Genomic DNA, 15,810 nt, shown 5'->3' on the forward strand with positions numbered 1-15,810 from the left:
GCCAACAACGCGAGCGCTACTCGCACCGCACTTCGATACGATGCGTCAGCCCCTTGGTGATGGCGAAAAGCTCGTCCGGCAAGGCGTCCGGGTCGGCCGGGATCGCGGCCAGTTGCTGCATGGTTTTCCAATCCAGTTCCTTGGGCTTGCGGTAGGCTGAGGTGCAGGCTTTGGCATCCTGCCCGCCGAGCGAAACCGCGCCGTTTTCATCGAAGGCGTAGGCCACGAAATAGGTGGGATCGTAGATGTCCACCTGCGCGCCGCCGACGCCCGGCGCCACCGGCGTGGCCAGCGGCAAGGTGAAGGACAGCGTCAGCCGCGTCGTCTTCGGATTCCAGTCGACGCGCGCGTCCTGCGGGGCTGCGAAGGCCGCCGTCTTGCCATCCACGGTGACGCGCGTGAAGTAATGCGAGATAGGCTCGCCCAGCGCCTGCATCCAATCCCGCGCCATACCCTGCAGGATCTCGGGCGACAGCGAACCGTCCTTGCCCTTCTTCAATCCCTGCGTGGCGTAGGCGCCGAACATCTCGTCAAACCGCCAGACTTGCCGCACCGCCGTGATGCGCTGCTGTCCATCGATATCGATTGCCGCGCGGGCATCGATCCACATATGCGGGTGCGCGCTGGCGGCGCCGGCCGCCAGCAGCATTGCTGCCGCGGTCAGGGCTGCATGGCCGCGGCGAGCTGACGTGCGTTCCATTCAAACATTTCCAGGTAGGTGGCGCCGGGCTGTCCGGGCTTGGACAGGGCGTCGGAATAAAGCGTACCACCCACCTTGGCGCCGGTTTCGCGGGAGATCTGCTGGACCAGCCGGGGGCTGCTGATGTTCTCCACGAACACCGCCGGCACGCGCTCGCGCTTGACCTGTTCGATGATGCGCGCCACCTCGCCGGCCGCGGGTTCCGCATCCGTGGACACGCCCATGGCGGGGATGAACGCCACGCCGTAGGCATCGCCGAAATAGCCGAAGGCATCGTGCGAGGTCACGATCTTGCGGCGCTCGGCCGGGATCGCGGCGAAGGTCTTGCGGACCTGGGCGTCCAGCGCCTGCAAGCGCGCGGCATAGGCCCGCGCACGCTGACGATAGGCGTCCGCCCGCGCGGGATCCGCGGCTGCCAGTCCCTCCGCGACGTTGCGCGCATAGATGGCGCCGTTGGCCAGGTTCTGCCATGCATGCGGATCTGCATCGCCATGCTGGTGGCCATGGCCATGGTCGTGGTCGTGGTCGTGGTCGTGGTCGTGGTCGTGGTCGTGGTCGTCATCATCGTGCCCGCCGCCCGCGAACTTGCGCGGCTTCACGCCCTGCGAGGCGACCACGGTGGCGCTGGCAAAACCCGACGCCTTCGCCAGGCGCGGCATCCAGGTCTCGAAGTCCAGGCCGTTGACGAACAGCACGCGTGCCGCGGCCAGCTTCTTGGCGTCGCCCGGCGTCGGCTCGTACTCGTGCGCGTCACCGTCCGGCCCCACCAGCGTAGCGACGCTGACGTCGTCTCCGCCCACTTCCCGCACGATGTCGCCCAGGATGGAAAAACTGGCGACGACCTTCAGCGACTCGGCGGCCTGCGCGGTTCCGAACCACGCCGACAGGCACAGGCCTGCCATGGCCAGCAGCGCGCGGCGGCGCGCCAGGGAATTGAAACGCATGGCGTATCTCCTGTTGGATGAATCAGACCCGGCGCATGCGGCGCCGCGCCGGCAGCAGCCCGCCTTGCGGGCCGCCCACGATGGAAAACAGATAGCAGGCGCCCGCCGCCAGAATGATGGCGGGCGAGGCCGGCACGTTGAAGTGGTACGAAATGAGCAGGCCAGCCGTCGAAGCCGCCACGCCCAGGCCCGCGGCCAGCGGAATCTGGCGGGCGGCCGAGCGGACCCAGAAGCGCGCGGCGGCGGCGGGCAGCATCATGATGCCGACCACCATGAGCGTGCCCAGCACCTGAAAGCCCGCCACCAGGTTCACCACCACCAGCACCAGGAAGCCCATGTGGACCCAGCCCCCGGCGCCGCCGCTGGCGCGCAGGAAGCCAGGGTCCAGGCATTCGGCCACCAGCAGCCGGTAGATCGCGGCCAGCGCCAGCAAGGTCGCGCTGGCCGTGGCGGTGACCAGCAGCAGCGCCGCGTCGTCCAGCCCCAGCACCGTGCCGAACAGCACATGCAGCAGATCCATGTTGGAGCCGCGCAGCGACACCAGCAGCACGCCCAGCCCAAGCGATATCAGGTAAAACGCCGCGAAGCTGGCGTCTTCGCGCAACGGCGTAAGGCGCGCCACCAGCCCCGCCAGCAAGGCCACGGCCAGTCCCGTGGCGATGCCGCCCAGCATCATCGCCCCCAGCGACAGGCCGGCCAGCAGAAAGCCCGCCGCCACCCCGGGCAGGATGGCGTGCGACATGGCGTCGCCCATCAGGCTCATGCGCCGCAGCACCAGGAACACGCCCAGCGGCGCGGCGCCCAGCGACAGGGCGCAGGCGCCGGCCAGCGCGCGCCGCATGAAGCCGTAGTCCAGGAAGGGCGACAGCACCCATTGCGCCAGGCTCATGCGCGGCTCTCCGCGTGCCATTGCCGCGCCCGCTTCAGGTGCGCGTCGTCCAAAGCGTTCTCGGTGTCGCCCCAGGCCACGACCGATCCGGACAGCAACAGGCATTCGGGAAAATGGTCGCGCACCAGATCCAGGTCGTGCAGCACCGCGATCACGGTGCGGCCCTGGCCGTGCAGGCCGCAAAGCAAGGCCATCAGGTCGTCCGCCGTGTGGCTGTCCACCGCGGAGAAGGGTTCGTCCAGCAGCAGCACGGGCGCATCCTGCACCAGCATCCGCGCAAACAGCGCGCGCTGCATCTGTCCGCCCGACAGCGCGTCCACGCCGCGTCCGGCCGCGTCGGCCATGCCCACGGTTTCCAGCGCGTCCATGCAACGGTCCAGCTCCTCGTTCGCATACCGGCGCCATCCGCCCACGCGCCTCCAGGCGCCCATGGCCACCAGGTCCAGCACCGACACCGGAAACGATCGGTCCAGCTCGGCGGCCTGGGGCAGCCAGGCCAATTCCGACCGGCCCGCGCCGCTGATCCGCACGCTGCCAGCCATGGGACGCAGCACGCCCATGATGCCTTTGATCAGGGTGGACTTGCCGGCGCCATTCGGCCCCACCACGGCGGTCATGCCGCCGGCGGCGAAACGCCCCGACACCGATTTGAGCGCGGCATGTCCATGCCAGCCGAAGGAAGCGTCGGCCAGTTCGATCGTGACCGGCGCGTTCATCGCGGCCACCAGTCCAGCGCCCAGCCGGTCAGGGCCCACAGGACGGCGGCCGCGGCCAGGGCGGCGGCCATGCGGCGCCAGGCGGAAACGAGGAAGGCGGAACGCGGCGGGAGGTTTTGCCGGCGCGCGGTTGCAGGCGTCCGGGGCAAAAGCGTGAAATGGGACATGGAAAGAATGCGGAGACAGATAGCGGCTGCGGCCAAGTTTTATTATGTTATATCATAACTAAAAGGCTTGATTCCCCCGCGTTCGCCCGCATCTGGATGTTTTCTGCTACCTTCCAGGCATCTCGCGCGCATCGCGCGCGTTTTCCATAGAGATAAAGTCAGCCATGTCCGCACCGCCCCGCACCCCTCGCAGCGATACCGTCGGCGCCCAGCTCAGCGTCGCCGAAGCGCTGTGCGAGCAGCGCGGGCGCCGCCTTACTCCTATCCGCCGCAAGGTGCTGGAACTGCTGCTGCGCCACGGCCGCAGTCTGAAGGCCTATGAGTTGCTGGACGCGATGCGCGCCGTGCATCCGGGCGCCGCGCCCCCGACCGTGTACCGCGCACTGGACTTCCTGATGGACGAGGGCCTGATCCACCGCCTAGACGCGGTCAACGCCTGGAGCGCCTGCCACGACGCGGGCGGCGCGCCCCATGACCTGCTGGTGGTCTGTACGGGCTGCGGCGCGGTCGCGGAAGTATCCGACCCCGCCATGAGCCGCCAACTGGCCGAACGCGTCGCCCAGACCGGCTATGCCCTGGCCACGCACGAAACCGAAATCCGCGCGCTGTGCCCCCAGTGCCAGCAGAAGCAACCCGCCGCAGATGCCGGCCACGGCCATCACCATCATTAAGAACTAGTGCCGGCGGGCAGCCCGCCCCCGGCTCTCCGCCATCGGGCGCAAGCCTGCGGCGCGGCCCTTCATCCAGATGCGCGCATCGCGCTCTTGAAATCCGGCAAACCGCCCCCAAATAGTGGTATCGCCCGATACTTGAGGGCGTACGGACGCCATCTGGATGGCTACGGCCCCAGGGTTGACCCTGGGTTTGCCCCCTGCCCCCGACTGTGCTGTAATCCTGCGTCCGGCCGCTGCAGGCGACCCATGCAGCCTGCGGCAAACATCCTCCGGCAAAGACTGGGAAACCCCGTTCAAGCGTCGCAAGACGGCGTTCCAAGACAGGGTTGCGATCCCCGCCGAGAGTTCCTGTTTAACGCCTTGACTTCACGCTAGCAGCTTCGCCATGAACACCCCGCGCAGTTTGGACAAAATGGTTCCCGTCACCATCCTCACCGGCTTTCTCGGTGCGGGCAAGACCACCCTGCTCAAACGCATCCTGACCGAATACCATGGCCGCCGCGTCGCGGTCATCGAAAACGAGTTCGGGCCGGAAAGCATCGACAACGACCTGCTGGTGCAGGACAGCAACGAAGAAATCATCGAACTGTCCAACGGCTGCGTCTGCTGCACGGTGCGCGGCGACCTGATGCGCACCCTGTCCGAGCTGCGCGCCAAGCGCGAAGCCGGCGAACTAAATTTCGAACGCGTCATCCTCGAAACGACCGGCATGGCCAACCCTGGCCCCGTGTGCCAGACGTTCTTCATGGATGACGACATCGCTGAGTACTACCGCCTGGACGCGGTGGTCACGGTGGTCGACGCCAAGCATGGCATGGCCACCCTCGACGCCCAGCCCGAAGCCCAGAAGCAGGTCGGTTTCGCCGACCGCATCCTGATCTCGAAGCGCGACCTGGTCAACGAAGTCGACTACGAAGCGCTGCGCCACCGCCTGGTTCACATGAACCCGCGCGCGCCGATCACGCCGGTCAACTTCGGCGAAGTCGACCTGAAGTCCATCATCGACATCAGCGGCTTCAACCTGAATTCCATTCTGGACATCGACCCGCAATTCCTGGCCGATGAGCACCCCGACGCCGCCCACGACCATGTCCATGACCACGATCATGGACATGACCACGGCCACGATCACGACCATGATCACGAAGGCGACTGCGGGGCGCATTGCAATCATGCCCACCATCATCACCATCACCAGCACGACGACGAAATCGGCGCGTTCGTGTTCCGTTCCAACAAGCCGTTCGATCCCGCGCGCCTTGAGGAATTCCTGGGCGGCGTGGTGCAGGTCTATGGTCCCGACCTGATGCGCTACAAGGGCATCCTGTACATGAAGGGCATCAACCGCCGCATGTTGTTCCAGGGTGTGCACATGATGATGGGCGCCGAACCCGGCAAGCCGTGGACCGCAGCCGAAAAACCGTCCACCAAGATGGTTTTCATCGGCCGTAAGCTGCCCCAGGAGATTTTCACCCGGGGCTTGGAGCAGTGCCTGGCGGGGTAATCCCCCTTCCTGACGTGACGTGATGCGACGAAGGCAGTACTGTGAGGTACGAATAGCGTAGGCAACAAGTAATACGGACCGGGAATGGACGCCCGCGCCAGGATCGATTCATAGTGGAGTGTTTTCATGGCTACCAAGGCAGCAACCAAGAAATCAAGCAAGTCGACGAGCGATACGGCGATTGATCTGCCCAGCGAGAAGGAATTGCTGGCCATGCCCGAGTCCGACTATATGAACGAACGCCAACTGGCGTTCTTCAAGGAACGGCTCAAACAACTCGAGCAGGACATCCTGGCCAACGCCGGCGAAACCACCGAGCACCTGCGTGAAACGCAGTTCGTGCCCGATCCCGCCGACCGCGCCACGATCGAGGAAGAACACGCCCTGGAGCTGCGCACCCGCGACCGCGAGCGCAAGCTGCTGAAGAAGGTGCAACAGTCCATCGCCCGCATCGACAGCGGCGAATACGGCTGGTGTGAGGAAACCGGTGAACCCATCGGCATCCCGCGCCTGCTGGCCCGCCCCACGGCCACCCTGTCGCTCGAAGCGCAGGAACGCCGCGAGATGCGCCAGAAGCTCTACGGCGACTGATCCGTCCCGTATTCAGCCCCTACGCTGAAAGGCTATGCTGGTTTCCAGCATGGCCTTTTTTCTTTGGCCGCCCTTCAACGGGGACGCAAGCGTTCTGCCTTGATTTCCCCGCAACCGCCCCCAGCTAATCCCTTCATAGGAAGGAACGCATGGAACAATTTCACGCCACCACCATCGTGTGCGTGCGCCGCGGCAACCGCGTCGCACTGGGCGGCGATGGCCAGGTCACCCTGGGCAACATCGTCATCAAGGGCACCGCCCGCAAGATCCGCCGCCTGTACCACGACAAGATTCTGGCCGGCTTTGCCGGCGCCACCGCCGACGCGTTCACCCTGCAGGAACGCTTCGAGGCCAAGCTGGAAAAGCACCAGGGGAACCTGATGCGCGCCGCGGTCGAACTGACTCGCGACTGGCGCACCGACCGCGTCCTGCGCCGCCTGGAAGCCATGCTGATCGTGGCCGATGCCGAGCACACGCTGGTGCTGACCGGCAACGGCGACGTGCTCGAACCGGAACACGGCCTGGCGGCCATCGGCTCTGGCGGCGCCTACGCCCAATCGGCCGCGCTGGCGCTGCTGCGCAACACCGAACTTTCGCCCGAGGCCGTCGTCAAGCAATCGCTGGAAATCGCCGGCGACCTCTGCATCTACACCAACCAGAACCACGTCATCGAAACGCTGGGCGACTGACGCCCGCCACGCGGCGCGCCCAGCGCGCCGCGGCCGCCACCCCAGCCCGCCCTAGCTTCAAGGATCCGCCCTCATGTCCGCATCCAACATGACGCCCGGAGAGATCGTCTCCGAACTCGACAAGTACATCGTCGGCCAGAACCGCGCCAAGCGCGCCGTGGCCGTGGCGCTGCGCAACCGCTGGCGCCGCCAGCAGGTCGCCGAACCCCTGCGCCACGAAATCCACCCCAAGAACATCCTCATGATCGGCCCCACCGGCGTGGGCAAGACCGAGATCGCGCGCCGCCTGGCCAAGCTGGCCAACGCGCCCTTCATCAAGATCGAAGCCACCAAGTTCACCGAAGTGGGCTACGTGGGCCGCGACGTCGACACCATCATCCGCGACCTGACCGAATATTCGATCAAGCAGACGCGCGAGCTGGAAATGCGCCGCGTGCGCACCCAGGCTGAAGATGCCGCCGAAGACCGCATCCTGGACGCCCTGGTGCCGCCCCCGCGCGGCGCTTCCGGCGAACCGGAACGCGGCGAGGACAACAGCGCCCGCCAGACCTTCCGCAAGCGCCTGCGCGAAGGCAAGATCGACGACCTCGAAATCGAGATCGAAGTCGCCCAGGCCGCGCCGCAGATGGACGTCATGACGCCCCCCGGCATGGAAGAAATGGCCGAACAGCTGCGCGGCATGTTCGCCGGCATGGCCCGCGACAAGAAAAAGCCCAAGAAGATGAAGGTGCGCGAAGCCTTCAAGCTGATCGTCGACGAAGAAGCCGCCAAGCGCGTCAACGAAGAAGACCTGCGCACCGTGGCGATCAACAACGTCGAGCAGAACGGCATCGTCTTCCTGGACGAAATCGACAAGATCGCGGCCCGCCAGGAATCCGGCGGCGCGGACGTCTCGCGCCAAGGCGTGCAGCGCGACCTGCTGCCGCTGGTCGAAGGCACCACCGTCAACACGCGCTACGGCATGGTCCGCACCGACCACATCCTGTTCATCGCGTCCGGCGCCTTCCACCTGTCGCGCCCCTCGGACCTGATCCCTGAACTGCAGGGCCGCTTCCCGATCCGCGTCGAACTGGAATCGCTGACCGCCGAGGACTTCGTGCGCATCCTGTCCGACACGGACGCGTCGCTGACCAAGCAGTACACCGCGCTGATGGCCACCGAGGACCTGCAGCTGGAGTTCACGGAAGAAGGCGTGCGCCGCCTGGCCGAGCTGGCCTTCGAGGTCAACGAAACCACCGAGAACATCGGCGCCCGCCGCCTGTACACGGTGATGGAGAAGCTGCTGGACGAGCTGTCGTTCGACGCCACCGCCAGCAGCGACAAGAACGTGAAGATTGACGCTGCCTACGTCAACGCGCAACTGGCGGAAGCCGCCAGCAGCCAGGACCTGGCGCGCTACGTGCTGTAAACCGCGGGCGCGCAGCGCCCCCGGCAAAACGCCGTCCGCAGCCTCAGGGCAGCGGACGGCGTTTTTTTACTGCTGGAGTGCCCAGGACAAGCGCGCGTCCTGGGTGCTGCAAGCCCGCGCAATGTGTGGACTTGCGTACCCGGCCTGATGGCGGCTAGTTGGTAATCGCGGTCACGATGTACTTGCCGTCCTTGCGGACCGCCGTGAAGCGCACCTTGTCGCCCGCCTTGATCTTGGCCAGCAGCGCCGGATCCGCCTCATAGACCAGCGTCATGGCGGGCAGGTCCAGCGGCTTGATGGCGTCGTGCTTGATCGTGACCTTGCCGGCGGCCGGATCCACCCGCCGCACTTCCCCGCTGGCGTCGGCCTGCTGCGCGAACGCCAACGGCGCGGCCAGCGTGACGACGGCCACCGCCGCGGCGGCAGCCATGGGCATTGCATACTTGCGGTCAAAAATCATGCAGATATCCTCCGATTGCAGGGGCAGCGCGAGACCGGCGTCCCCGCTTTCCATAGTGCTAGGATACCGCCCTTGTGCAACAGTTCCCCCGCCCTGACGCAACAATTCTGACAGTTGATTGCGGAACACGCGAAGCGCGCCGCCATTATTCATGGCTGGACGCAAAACCCCTACCTTTCGTCACTCATTTCAGGAGTTCCCATGGCCAACCGCTTATCCGTAATCGCCACCCGCACGGGAGACGACGGCACCACGGGTCTTGGGGACGGATCACGCACGCCCAAGGACGCCCCGCGCATCGCAGCGATGGGCGACGTCGACGAACTGAACAGCGTCATCGGAGTGCTGCTGACCGAGGACCTGCCCGCCGAAATAGCCACGGACCTGCTGGGCATCCAGCACGACCTGTTCGACATGGGCGCGGAACTCTGCATCCCCGGACACACCGCCCTGAGCGACGAGCACATCGCCCGCCTGGACTCGCGCCTCGCCCACTACAACGCGACCCTGCCGCCTCTGCGTGAATTCATCCTGCCCGGCGGCTCGCGCGGTTCGGCCCAGGCGCACATCGCGCGCACGGTCTGCCGCCGCGCCGAACGGGCCGTAGTGGCGCTGACCCGGATCGACCCGGTGAACCCGCCCGTGCGGCAATACCTGAACCGGCTGTCGGACCTGATGTTCGTGCTGGCGCGTTGTATAAACCAGCATGCGGGACAGAAAGACACGTTCTGGGCGGGCGCCCAGGCGCGCAAATAGTCTCGCGCCCGGGACGCGTCCTGCGCGGCCAGGCCAAAGAACGGTACGGAACTTAGCAAGGGCCGCGTGAAGATCTTATTGCTGGGCAAGGACGGCCAGGTCGGCCGCGAACTGTGCCACGCCCTGCTCCCCTTTGGAGAGATCGTGGCGCTGGGCCGCGACGGCGCGGATCTGCGCGATCAGGATGCACTGCTCGCGGTCTTGTCGTCCTGCCGGCCCGATGTGATCGTCAACGCAGCCGCCTACACAGCAGTGGATGCGGCCGAAAACGATCGGGAGACCGCCACTCGGGTCAATGCGCTGGCGGTGGCCACGCTGGCTCGCCACGCCCAGGCCGCCCGCGCCCTGCTGGTCCATTTCTCGACCGACTATGTGTTCGACGGCGCCCAACAGCGGCCCTACTCGGAAACCGATGGGCCCAACCCCCTGAACGTGTACGGCAGCACCAAACTTGCGGGCGAGCGGGCCATCCAGGCCACGGGTTGCGATGCGCTGGTGTTCAGGATCGGCTGGGTCTATTCGCGGCATGGCAAGAACTTCCTGAACACCATGCTGCGCCTGGCGCTGGAGCGCCAAAGCCTGAACGTGGTGTCCGACCAGCATGGAGCGCCCACATCGGCTACATTCGTCGCCGACGTTACGGCCCTGGCGATCCGGCAACATTGCGCGGGGCGGTTGCCCGCTGGGACCTATCACTTGGCCGCCGCCGGTTCGACCAACTGGCATGCCTATGCAAGATACATCGTTGCCGGAGCCGCCGCGCGCGGCGCCAGCCTGATGTTGGCCCCGGAACAGATCCATGCGATCGCGGCGCGGGACTATCCCGGAGCCGCGCAGCGGCCGAGCAATTCCACGCTGGATACAGCCAAACTGTCGCACGCGCTGCAACTGCGTATGCCATCATGGACCGAACAGGTGGATCGCACCCTGGATCAACTCAGCCAATCCGGCAAGCCCGCATTTTGATGAAAGCCACCCCACTCGCCATTCCCGACGTCTTGCTCCTGGAACCCAGGGTACTGGGCGACGAGCGCGGCTTTTTCTTCGAGAGTTTCAACCAGGCCGTGTTCGAGGCGGCAACGGGGCTGCAGCGCAACTTCGTGCAGGACAACCATTCACGCTCCGCCCGCGGCGTTTTGCGCGGCCTGCATTACCAGGTCGAACAACCCCAGGGCAAGCTCATGCGCGTATGCGCGGGCGAGATCTTCGACGTCGCGGTGGATCTGCGGCGCGATTCGCCGTCATTCGGGCAATGGGTCGGCACCTTGCTCAGCGCCGAAAACAAGCGCCAGGTGTGGATCCCGGAAGGCTTTGCCCACGGCTTCCTGACACTGTCCGATTACGCCGAAGTCCTGTACAAGACCACGGACTATTACGCACCGCAGCACGAGCGCTGCATACGCTGGGACGATCCGCAACTGGCGATCGCCTGGCCTTGCCAGCAGCCGCCCCTGCTGTCCGAGAAGGACCGCAACGGCGCGCCGTTCGCCGACGCGCCGGCCTGCTGACTCAGTTCACGCCGGCCGCATGCGCCTGTTCGTCGGCGTGGTACGAGGAACGCACCATCGCCCCCACCGCCGCGTGCGAGAAGCCCATGGCATAGGCCTCGCGCTCGAACATGGCGAAGGTGTCCGGATGCACGTAGCGCAGCACCGGCAAGTGATGCTCCGAAGGCTGCAAATACTGCCCGATGGTCAGCATGTCCACGTTGTGCTCGCGCATGTCGCGCATCACCTGCAGGATTTCCTCGTCGGTCTCGCCCAGGCCCAGCATCAGGCCGGACTTGGTGGGGACTTCGGGGTGCAGCTGCTTGAACTCTGCCAGCAGCTTCAGCGAGTGCATGTAGTCCGAGCCCGGGCGTGCCTGCTTGTACAGGCGCGGCACGGTTTCCAGGTTGTGGTTCATGACGTCCGGGGGGCCGGCGTTCAGGATGGTCAGCGCGCGGTCCAGGCGGCCGCGGAAGTCGGGCACCAGCACCTCGATGCGGGTGGTGGGCGACAGTTCGCGGATGTGCGTGATGCAATCCACGAAGTGGCCGGCGCCGCCGTCGCGCAGGTCGTCGCGGTCCACCGAGGTGATCACGACATAGGACAGCTTCATCGCGGCGATGGTGCGCGCCAGATTCAGGGGTTCATTGGTGTCCAGCGGATCCGGGCGGCCGTGGCCCACATCACAGAAGGGGCAGCGGCGGGTGCACTTGTCGCCCATGATCATGAAGGTGGCCGTGCCCTTGCCGAAGCATTCGCCGATGTTCGGGCAGGACGCTTCCTCGCACACCGTGTGCAGGTTGTGCTCGCGCAGGATGCGCTTGATGTCGTAGAAGCGCGAGCCGGGCGCGGCGGCCTTCACGCGGATCCACTCGGGCTTTTTCAGGCGCTCGGCCGGGACGATCTTGATGGGGATGCGCGCCGTCTTGGCCTGCGATTTCTGCTTTTGCGTCGGATCGTAGACCGCCTCGGCGGGCGCGGCGGCGGATTCGTTCGAGGGAACAGGAGACTCGACAAGCGTGGACATGGGGCACCTTCATGACCGGCGCGCGGACGTGCCGGGTCTGAGACAAAAACGGCATTTTACCCTTCGCCGCCCCAATCCGCCGGGCAGGCTCCGTCCCCCAGGCGGCGGACGTCCTCGGGCCGGACCGGCCTGGGTTATCGTCACGCCTGACGAATCCGCCGGTTTTACCCATGTCTTCCCTGCCCCCGCCCCGCCCCATCGCCCTGATCGCGCCCCGACTGGACTGGGCGCCCGCAGCCCGCGCCGCGCAGGCCTGCGCCGAATTGCTGTTGCCCGCCGGCTACTACCTGGCCGCCGGCCCCTGGCATGACGCCCCCGGCCTGACCCGACTCGGCGACTTGCGTCCCGCCGCCGTCCTGTCCATAGGCCCGCTGGACGATCCCGGCCTGCGCGCCGTCCTGGCGACGCTGGAAATCCCCATCGTGGAAACCTGGAGCGCATCCGCCCAGCCGCTGGACGGCGCTGTCGTGGTCGACAACGCGGAAGCCGGCCGCATGGCCGCGCGGCACCTGGCCGCCAAGCGCCATGCGCGGGTCGCCTGCATCAGCACCGACAACCCCTGGGAACGCGCCCGTCGCGAAGGCTTTATCAGCAGCGCGGCCGCGCTCGGACTGGAACGGGTGGCGGACATCGTGCAGCCCGAAGTCCAGCACATGAACGACGGCCGCATGGCCTTCCTGCGCCTGCTGGCCACCAACACGATCTTCGACGCGGTGTTCTGCACCACGGACCTGCTGGCCGCCGCTGCGGTATCCGAAGCCCACAACCGCGACCTGCAGGTACCGCAGGACCTGGCGGTGCTGGGCTACTCGGACGACGGCAGCGCCGCGCAATGGGCGCAGGGCTTGACCACTTTGGGCGCCGACGCCGCGACCCTGGGCCGGCGCGCCGGCCAGCTGCTGCTGGACCGCCTGGAAGGCGAACGCGGCACGGGCGAGCGGGAAATCGTCGACGTGGTGTTCGAGGAACGGCTCAGTACCTAGGGCGTATCGGAGGTGGCCGGCAGCCCGGCCCTGGCGGCCCCGGCCTTCCCTGGGCTAGGCAATGCCTTCATACAGCGGCGGAAAGCCGCTGGCCTGGAGCATGCCGTTCGCTTCCCGCAGAAAAGCGGGCGTGGCCGTCTCCGGAACCTGGATCAGCCACTGCACGGCGTCTTCCTTGCGGCCACGCAGCAAGAGCAGGCGGCCCAGATGGAACATGCCACGGAAATCGCCGCCTTCGGCACAGCGCTGGTAGCAATCGAAAGCGCGGTCCAGGTCCTGTTCGACCACGTCGCCGGCCTCGTAGTAGCGGCCCACCACGCCGATGGACTTCACGTGGCCGGCCTGCGCCGCTTTCTGGTAGAGGGCCAGGGCCGCCGCGGAATTCTGCGCCACGCCGCCCCGGCCGCTGCGCAGCATGTGGGCGTAGTTGTACATGCCCCAGTCCAGGCCCTTGTCGGCGGCCAGGCGAAACCAGTAGGCCGCGACCGTGTCGTCGCGCGGCACGCCCCAGCCGTTCTCGTAGCAGCGACCCACCATGTTGATGGCCATGGGATGGTCGGCATGGGCGGCGCGCTTGAACCACGCCAATCCCTGTTCCTGATCGCGTTCGACGCCGGCGCCGTCCAGCAGCATCTGGCCGTAGATGGTCTGGGCTTCGATCAGCCCCAGTTCGGCCGCCGCGCGAATCCATGCCGCGTAGTCCTCGGCCGGCCCCCGCTCGCGCAGGCGCGCCAACTCTTCAGGCGTGGTCGCGGCCACGTCGGCCGCGGTATAGCTCTTCATGTCTTGTTCCTTGCGCGGTCCCAGGCCTGCGCCAGATTGCGCGCCAGCGTCTCGCCTGTCTCGGTCGGCTCGCGGTGCACGCCGCAGGCCGCCATGTCCACGGTACGCAGGCCCGCATAGCCGCAGGGGTTGATCCCCAGAAACGGCGCCAGGTCCATCCGCACGTTCAGCGATACGCCGTGATAAGCCCGGCCATTGCGGATCTTGATGCCCAGCGCGGCGATCTTGGCCAGCTCGCCCCCGTCCGGATCGGGCACGTAGACCCCCGGCGCGCCCGGTTTGCGGCAGGCGTCGGCCACGCCCATCTGGGCCAGCGTGTCGATGACCGCGCCCTCCAGCAGATTGACGTATTCCTTGACGTAGATGTCGGCGCGGCGCAGGTCGAACAGCGCGTAGGCCATGACCTGGCCGGGACCGTGGTAGGTCACCTGCCCGCCGCGGTCGCAGTGGACGATGGGAATGTTTCCGGGGTTGAGCACATGCTGGGGCTGGCCGGCCTGGCCCAAGGTGTAGACGGGTGCGTGTTCGCAGAGCCAGATCTCGTCAGGCGTATCGGCGCCACGCAGATTGGTGTACGCCTGCATATCGTGCCAGACCGACAGGTAGTCGGCCGGCCGCGCGAGCCACTTGATCACGGCTGTCCTGCTCTTGTGTCAGAGAACGATGGACACCATCGGATGGCCGTGCAGGGCGCGGTAGAGCGCGTCCAGCTGCTCGCGCGAGGTCGCGCGCACCGTGAAGGTCAGGCCCATGTAGTTGCCGCCCTTGCTGGGCCGCATTTCCACCGTCGCTGCGTCGAACTCAGGGTCGAACTGCAGCACGACTTCGGTCAGCGTCTGCGCGAATTCCGGGTGCTGCTTGCCCATGACCTTGATGGGAAAGTCGCTGGGGTATTCGATGAGGGAATCTTCGGGCGGAATATTTTGCATGATGTGCCTATAAGGTGTTGCCCCCCAGGGCTCGGCCACTGCTCGATCCTGCACCCGAGGGCTGTGCCACGGGGCGGCCAGATCCTATGTATATGGGGGCAAGCCGCCAGCCGGCAAGACCGCCGGGGCGGCCCCGCAGGAGCCGCCCGGTGATGCCGGGCCTAGAGCGCGGCGATGCGGGCATCATAACCCGCGCGCAATTGCGCAAAAACGGGGCCGGGCTTGCCCGAACCCACCGGCTTGCCATCCAGCGACACGATGGCCAGCACTTCCTTGGTGGCCGAGGACAGCATCAGCTCGTCGGCTTGTTCCACTTCTTGCCGCGTGATGGGGCGCGACTCGAAAGGAATGCCGGCCTCGGCGGCCAGCTCGCCCATCAGGCCGTAGCGGATGCCTTCCAGGATCAGGTTGTTCTTGGGCGGCGCCAACAGCTTGCCGCCGGAAACTACCCAGATATTGGTGGACGAGCCTTCGGTCAGGTAGCCGTCGCGGAACTGCACCACTTCGTCGACCTCGGCATCGACCGCCTGCTGCTTGGCCAATACGTTGCCCAGCAGGGACACCGATTTGATTTCGCAATGCAGCCAGCGCTCGTCCGGAATGCTGATGGCGCTGAGGCCGCGCTCGCGCTGGGCGGCAGGCGGCGGCGACCAGGCCGAGATCATGCCGAAGACCGTCGGCGTGACGGGGGTCGAGGGGAACTGGTGGTCGCGCTTGGCCACGCCGCGCGTCACCTGCAGGTAAACGATGCAGGTCTCCAGCTTGGTGCGCGCCAGCAGCTGCTGGATCAGGTCGATCCAGCCTGCGCGGTCGAAAGGCTGGGCAATCCGCAAGGCAGCCAGGCTGCGGTCCAGGCGGTTGAGGTGTTCGGCCATGCGGAACGCATTGCCTTGGTACACGGGGACGACTTCGTAGATGCCGTCGCCGAAAATGAAGCCACGGTCGAGGACAGAGACCTTGGCCTCGTCCACGCGCAGAAACTCACCGTTGAGATACACCTGGCTTTCGCCCGGCACGCCCGGAATCATGAGGCACTCCTGAGTATGAAATGGAGAGGGACGAACCGTCTGGTCCGTCCCGTGAATAAAGCACGGGCGTTTCAT

General features: G+C 66.4%; 19 protein-coding genes. 9 read left to right on the top strand and 10 right to left on the bottom strand.

Translation table 11 applies throughout. The features are described 5' to 3' along the window. Positions 1 to 16: 16 nt before the first annotated feature. From AXYL_RS30960 to AXYL_RS30975, 4 genes are read right to left on the bottom strand one after another with little or no spacing between them, the layout of a single operon-like run. A complete protein-coding gene (locus tag AXYL_RS30960; RefSeq protein WP_041654528.1) occupies positions 17 to 700 on the bottom strand; it encodes a DUF1007 family protein in 684 nt (227 codons plus the stop codon). Next, positions 661 to 1,644 (bottom strand): metal ABC transporter solute-binding protein, Zn/Mn family, encoded by a 984-nt coding sequence (locus AXYL_RS30965; RefSeq protein WP_013396832.1) that lies wholly within the window; start codon positions 1,642 to 1,644, stop codon positions 661 to 663. Before AXYL_RS30965 ends, AXYL_RS30960 begins: the two co-directional genes overlap by 40 nt. 22 nt (positions 1,645 to 1,666) lie before the next feature. Next, entirely contained in the window at positions 1,667 to 2,533 is an 867-nt protein-coding gene (locus AXYL_RS30970; RefSeq protein WP_013396833.1) for a metal ABC transporter permease, read from the bottom strand. After that, a complete protein-coding gene (locus AXYL_RS30975) occupies positions 2,530 to 3,249 on the bottom strand; it encodes a metal ABC transporter ATP-binding protein (RefSeq protein ID WP_041654531.1) in 720 nt (239 codons plus the stop codon). The genes AXYL_RS30970 and AXYL_RS30975 overlap by 4 nt, the downstream gene beginning before the upstream one ends. A gap of 331 nt (positions 3,250 to 3,580) precedes the next feature. Between AXYL_RS30975 and AXYL_RS30980 the strand changes: the two genes are divergently transcribed. The 5 genes from AXYL_RS30980 (at position 3,581) to hslU (ending at position 8,282) form a co-directional block, all read left to right on the top strand. Next, positions 3,581 to 4,087, top strand: a complete 507-nt coding sequence (locus tag AXYL_RS30980; protein WP_013396835.1) for a Fur family transcriptional regulator — start codon at positions 3,581 to 3,583, stop codon at positions 4,085 to 4,087. 388 nt (positions 4,088 to 4,475) lie between these two features. After that, positions 4,476 to 5,594 (top strand): CobW family GTP-binding protein, encoded by a 1,119-nt coding sequence (locus AXYL_RS30985; protein ID WP_013396836.1) that lies wholly within the window; start codon positions 4,476 to 4,478, stop codon positions 5,592 to 5,594. 126 nt (positions 5,595 to 5,720) lie between these two features. Then, positions 5,721 to 6,185 carry an RNA polymerase-binding protein DksA gene (gene dksA / locus AXYL_RS30990; RefSeq protein WP_006389752.1) on the top strand — a complete coding sequence of 155 codons (465 nt, stop codon included), beginning with the start codon at positions 5,721 to 5,723 and terminating at the stop codon, positions 6,183 to 6,185. A gap of 149 nt (positions 6,186 to 6,334) precedes the next feature. Further along, positions 6,335 to 6,874, top strand: coding sequence for an ATP-dependent protease subunit HslV (gene hslV, locus AXYL_RS30995; RefSeq protein WP_013396837.1), 540 nt, complete (start codon positions 6,335 to 6,337; stop codon positions 6,872 to 6,874). A gap of 73 nt (positions 6,875 to 6,947) precedes the next feature. After that, complete coding sequence (hslU, locus tag AXYL_RS31000; protein ID WP_013396838.1) at positions 6,948 to 8,282, top strand: ATP-dependent protease ATPase subunit HslU; 1,335 nt, start codon at positions 6,948 to 6,950, stop codon at positions 8,280 to 8,282. 154 nt (positions 8,283 to 8,436) lie between these two features. Here hslU and AXYL_RS31005 read toward each other — a convergent pair whose 3' ends face one another. Beyond that, entirely contained in the window at positions 8,437 to 8,742 is a 306-nt protein-coding gene (locus AXYL_RS31005) for a copper-binding protein (protein WP_041656766.1), read from the bottom strand. A gap of 201 nt (positions 8,743 to 8,943) precedes the next feature. On the opposite strand from AXYL_RS31005, the gene AXYL_RS31010 reads away from it, so the two are divergent. From AXYL_RS31010 to rfbC, 3 genes are all read left to right on the top strand, one after another. Beyond that, the gene (locus tag AXYL_RS31010) at positions 8,944 to 9,498 is read left to right on the top strand and encodes a cob(I)yrinic acid a,c-diamide adenosyltransferase (RefSeq protein ID WP_013396840.1); all 555 of its coding nucleotides are present in this window, start codon (positions 8,944 to 8,946) and stop codon (positions 9,496 to 9,498) included. Positions 9,499 to 9,564: 66 nt separating this feature from the next. Beyond that, positions 9,565 to 10,464 (top strand): dTDP-4-dehydrorhamnose reductase, encoded by a 900-nt coding sequence (gene rfbD / locus AXYL_RS31015; RefSeq protein ID WP_013396841.1) that lies wholly within the window; start codon positions 9,565 to 9,567, stop codon positions 10,462 to 10,464. After that, entirely contained in the window at positions 10,464 to 11,006 is a 543-nt protein-coding gene (gene rfbC, locus AXYL_RS31020; RefSeq protein ID WP_013396842.1) for a dTDP-4-dehydrorhamnose 3,5-epimerase, read from the top strand. Before rfbD ends, rfbC begins: the two co-directional genes overlap by 1 nt. A gap of 1 nt (position 11,007) precedes the next feature. Here the strand turns inward: rfbC and lipA are convergent, their stop codons facing one another. After that, on the bottom strand, positions 11,008 to 12,012 hold the full coding sequence (lipA, locus tag AXYL_RS31025) for a lipoyl synthase (protein ID WP_013396843.1): 1,005 nt from the start codon (positions 12,010 to 12,012) through the stop codon (positions 11,008 to 11,010). Positions 12,013 to 12,182: 170 nt separating this feature from the next. Between lipA and AXYL_RS31030 the strand changes: the two genes are divergently transcribed. Beyond that, a complete protein-coding gene (locus AXYL_RS31030; protein WP_013396844.1) occupies positions 12,183 to 12,995 on the top strand; it encodes a substrate-binding domain-containing protein in 813 nt (270 codons plus the stop codon). A gap of 54 nt (positions 12,996 to 13,049) precedes the next feature. Here AXYL_RS31030 and AXYL_RS31035 read toward each other — a convergent pair whose 3' ends face one another. The 4 genes from AXYL_RS31035 to AXYL_RS31050 form a co-directional block, all read right to left on the bottom strand. Then, the gene (locus AXYL_RS31035) at positions 13,050 to 13,778 is read right to left on the bottom strand and encodes a tetratricopeptide repeat protein (RefSeq protein WP_013396845.1); all 729 of its coding nucleotides are present in this window, start codon (positions 13,776 to 13,778) and stop codon (positions 13,050 to 13,052) included. Then, positions 13,775 to 14,413 carry a lipoyl(octanoyl) transferase LipB gene (lipB, locus tag AXYL_RS31040; RefSeq protein WP_013396846.1) on the bottom strand — a complete coding sequence of 213 codons (639 nt, stop codon included), beginning with the start codon at positions 14,411 to 14,413 and terminating at the stop codon, positions 13,775 to 13,777. The genes AXYL_RS31035 and lipB overlap by 4 nt, the downstream gene beginning before the upstream one ends. 18 nt (positions 14,414 to 14,431) lie before the next feature. Continuing rightward, the gene (locus AXYL_RS31045) at positions 14,432 to 14,707 is read right to left on the bottom strand and encodes a YbeD family protein (protein ID WP_013396847.1); all 276 of its coding nucleotides are present in this window, start codon (positions 14,705 to 14,707) and stop codon (positions 14,432 to 14,434) included. A gap of 161 nt (positions 14,708 to 14,868) precedes the next feature. Then, positions 14,869 to 15,735: a D-amino acid aminotransferase gene (locus AXYL_RS31050; RefSeq protein WP_013396848.1), complete on the bottom strand. Its 867-nt coding sequence runs from the start codon at positions 15,733 to 15,735 to the stop codon at positions 14,869 to 14,871. Positions 15,736 to 15,810: the final 75 nt, after the last annotated feature.

Source organism: Achromobacter xylosoxidans A8 (genome assembly GCF_000165835.1).
In the GTDB taxonomy this organism is placed as follows: Bacteria; Pseudomonadota; Gammaproteobacteria; order Burkholderiales; family Burkholderiaceae_B; genus Achromobacter; species Achromobacter xylosoxidans_B.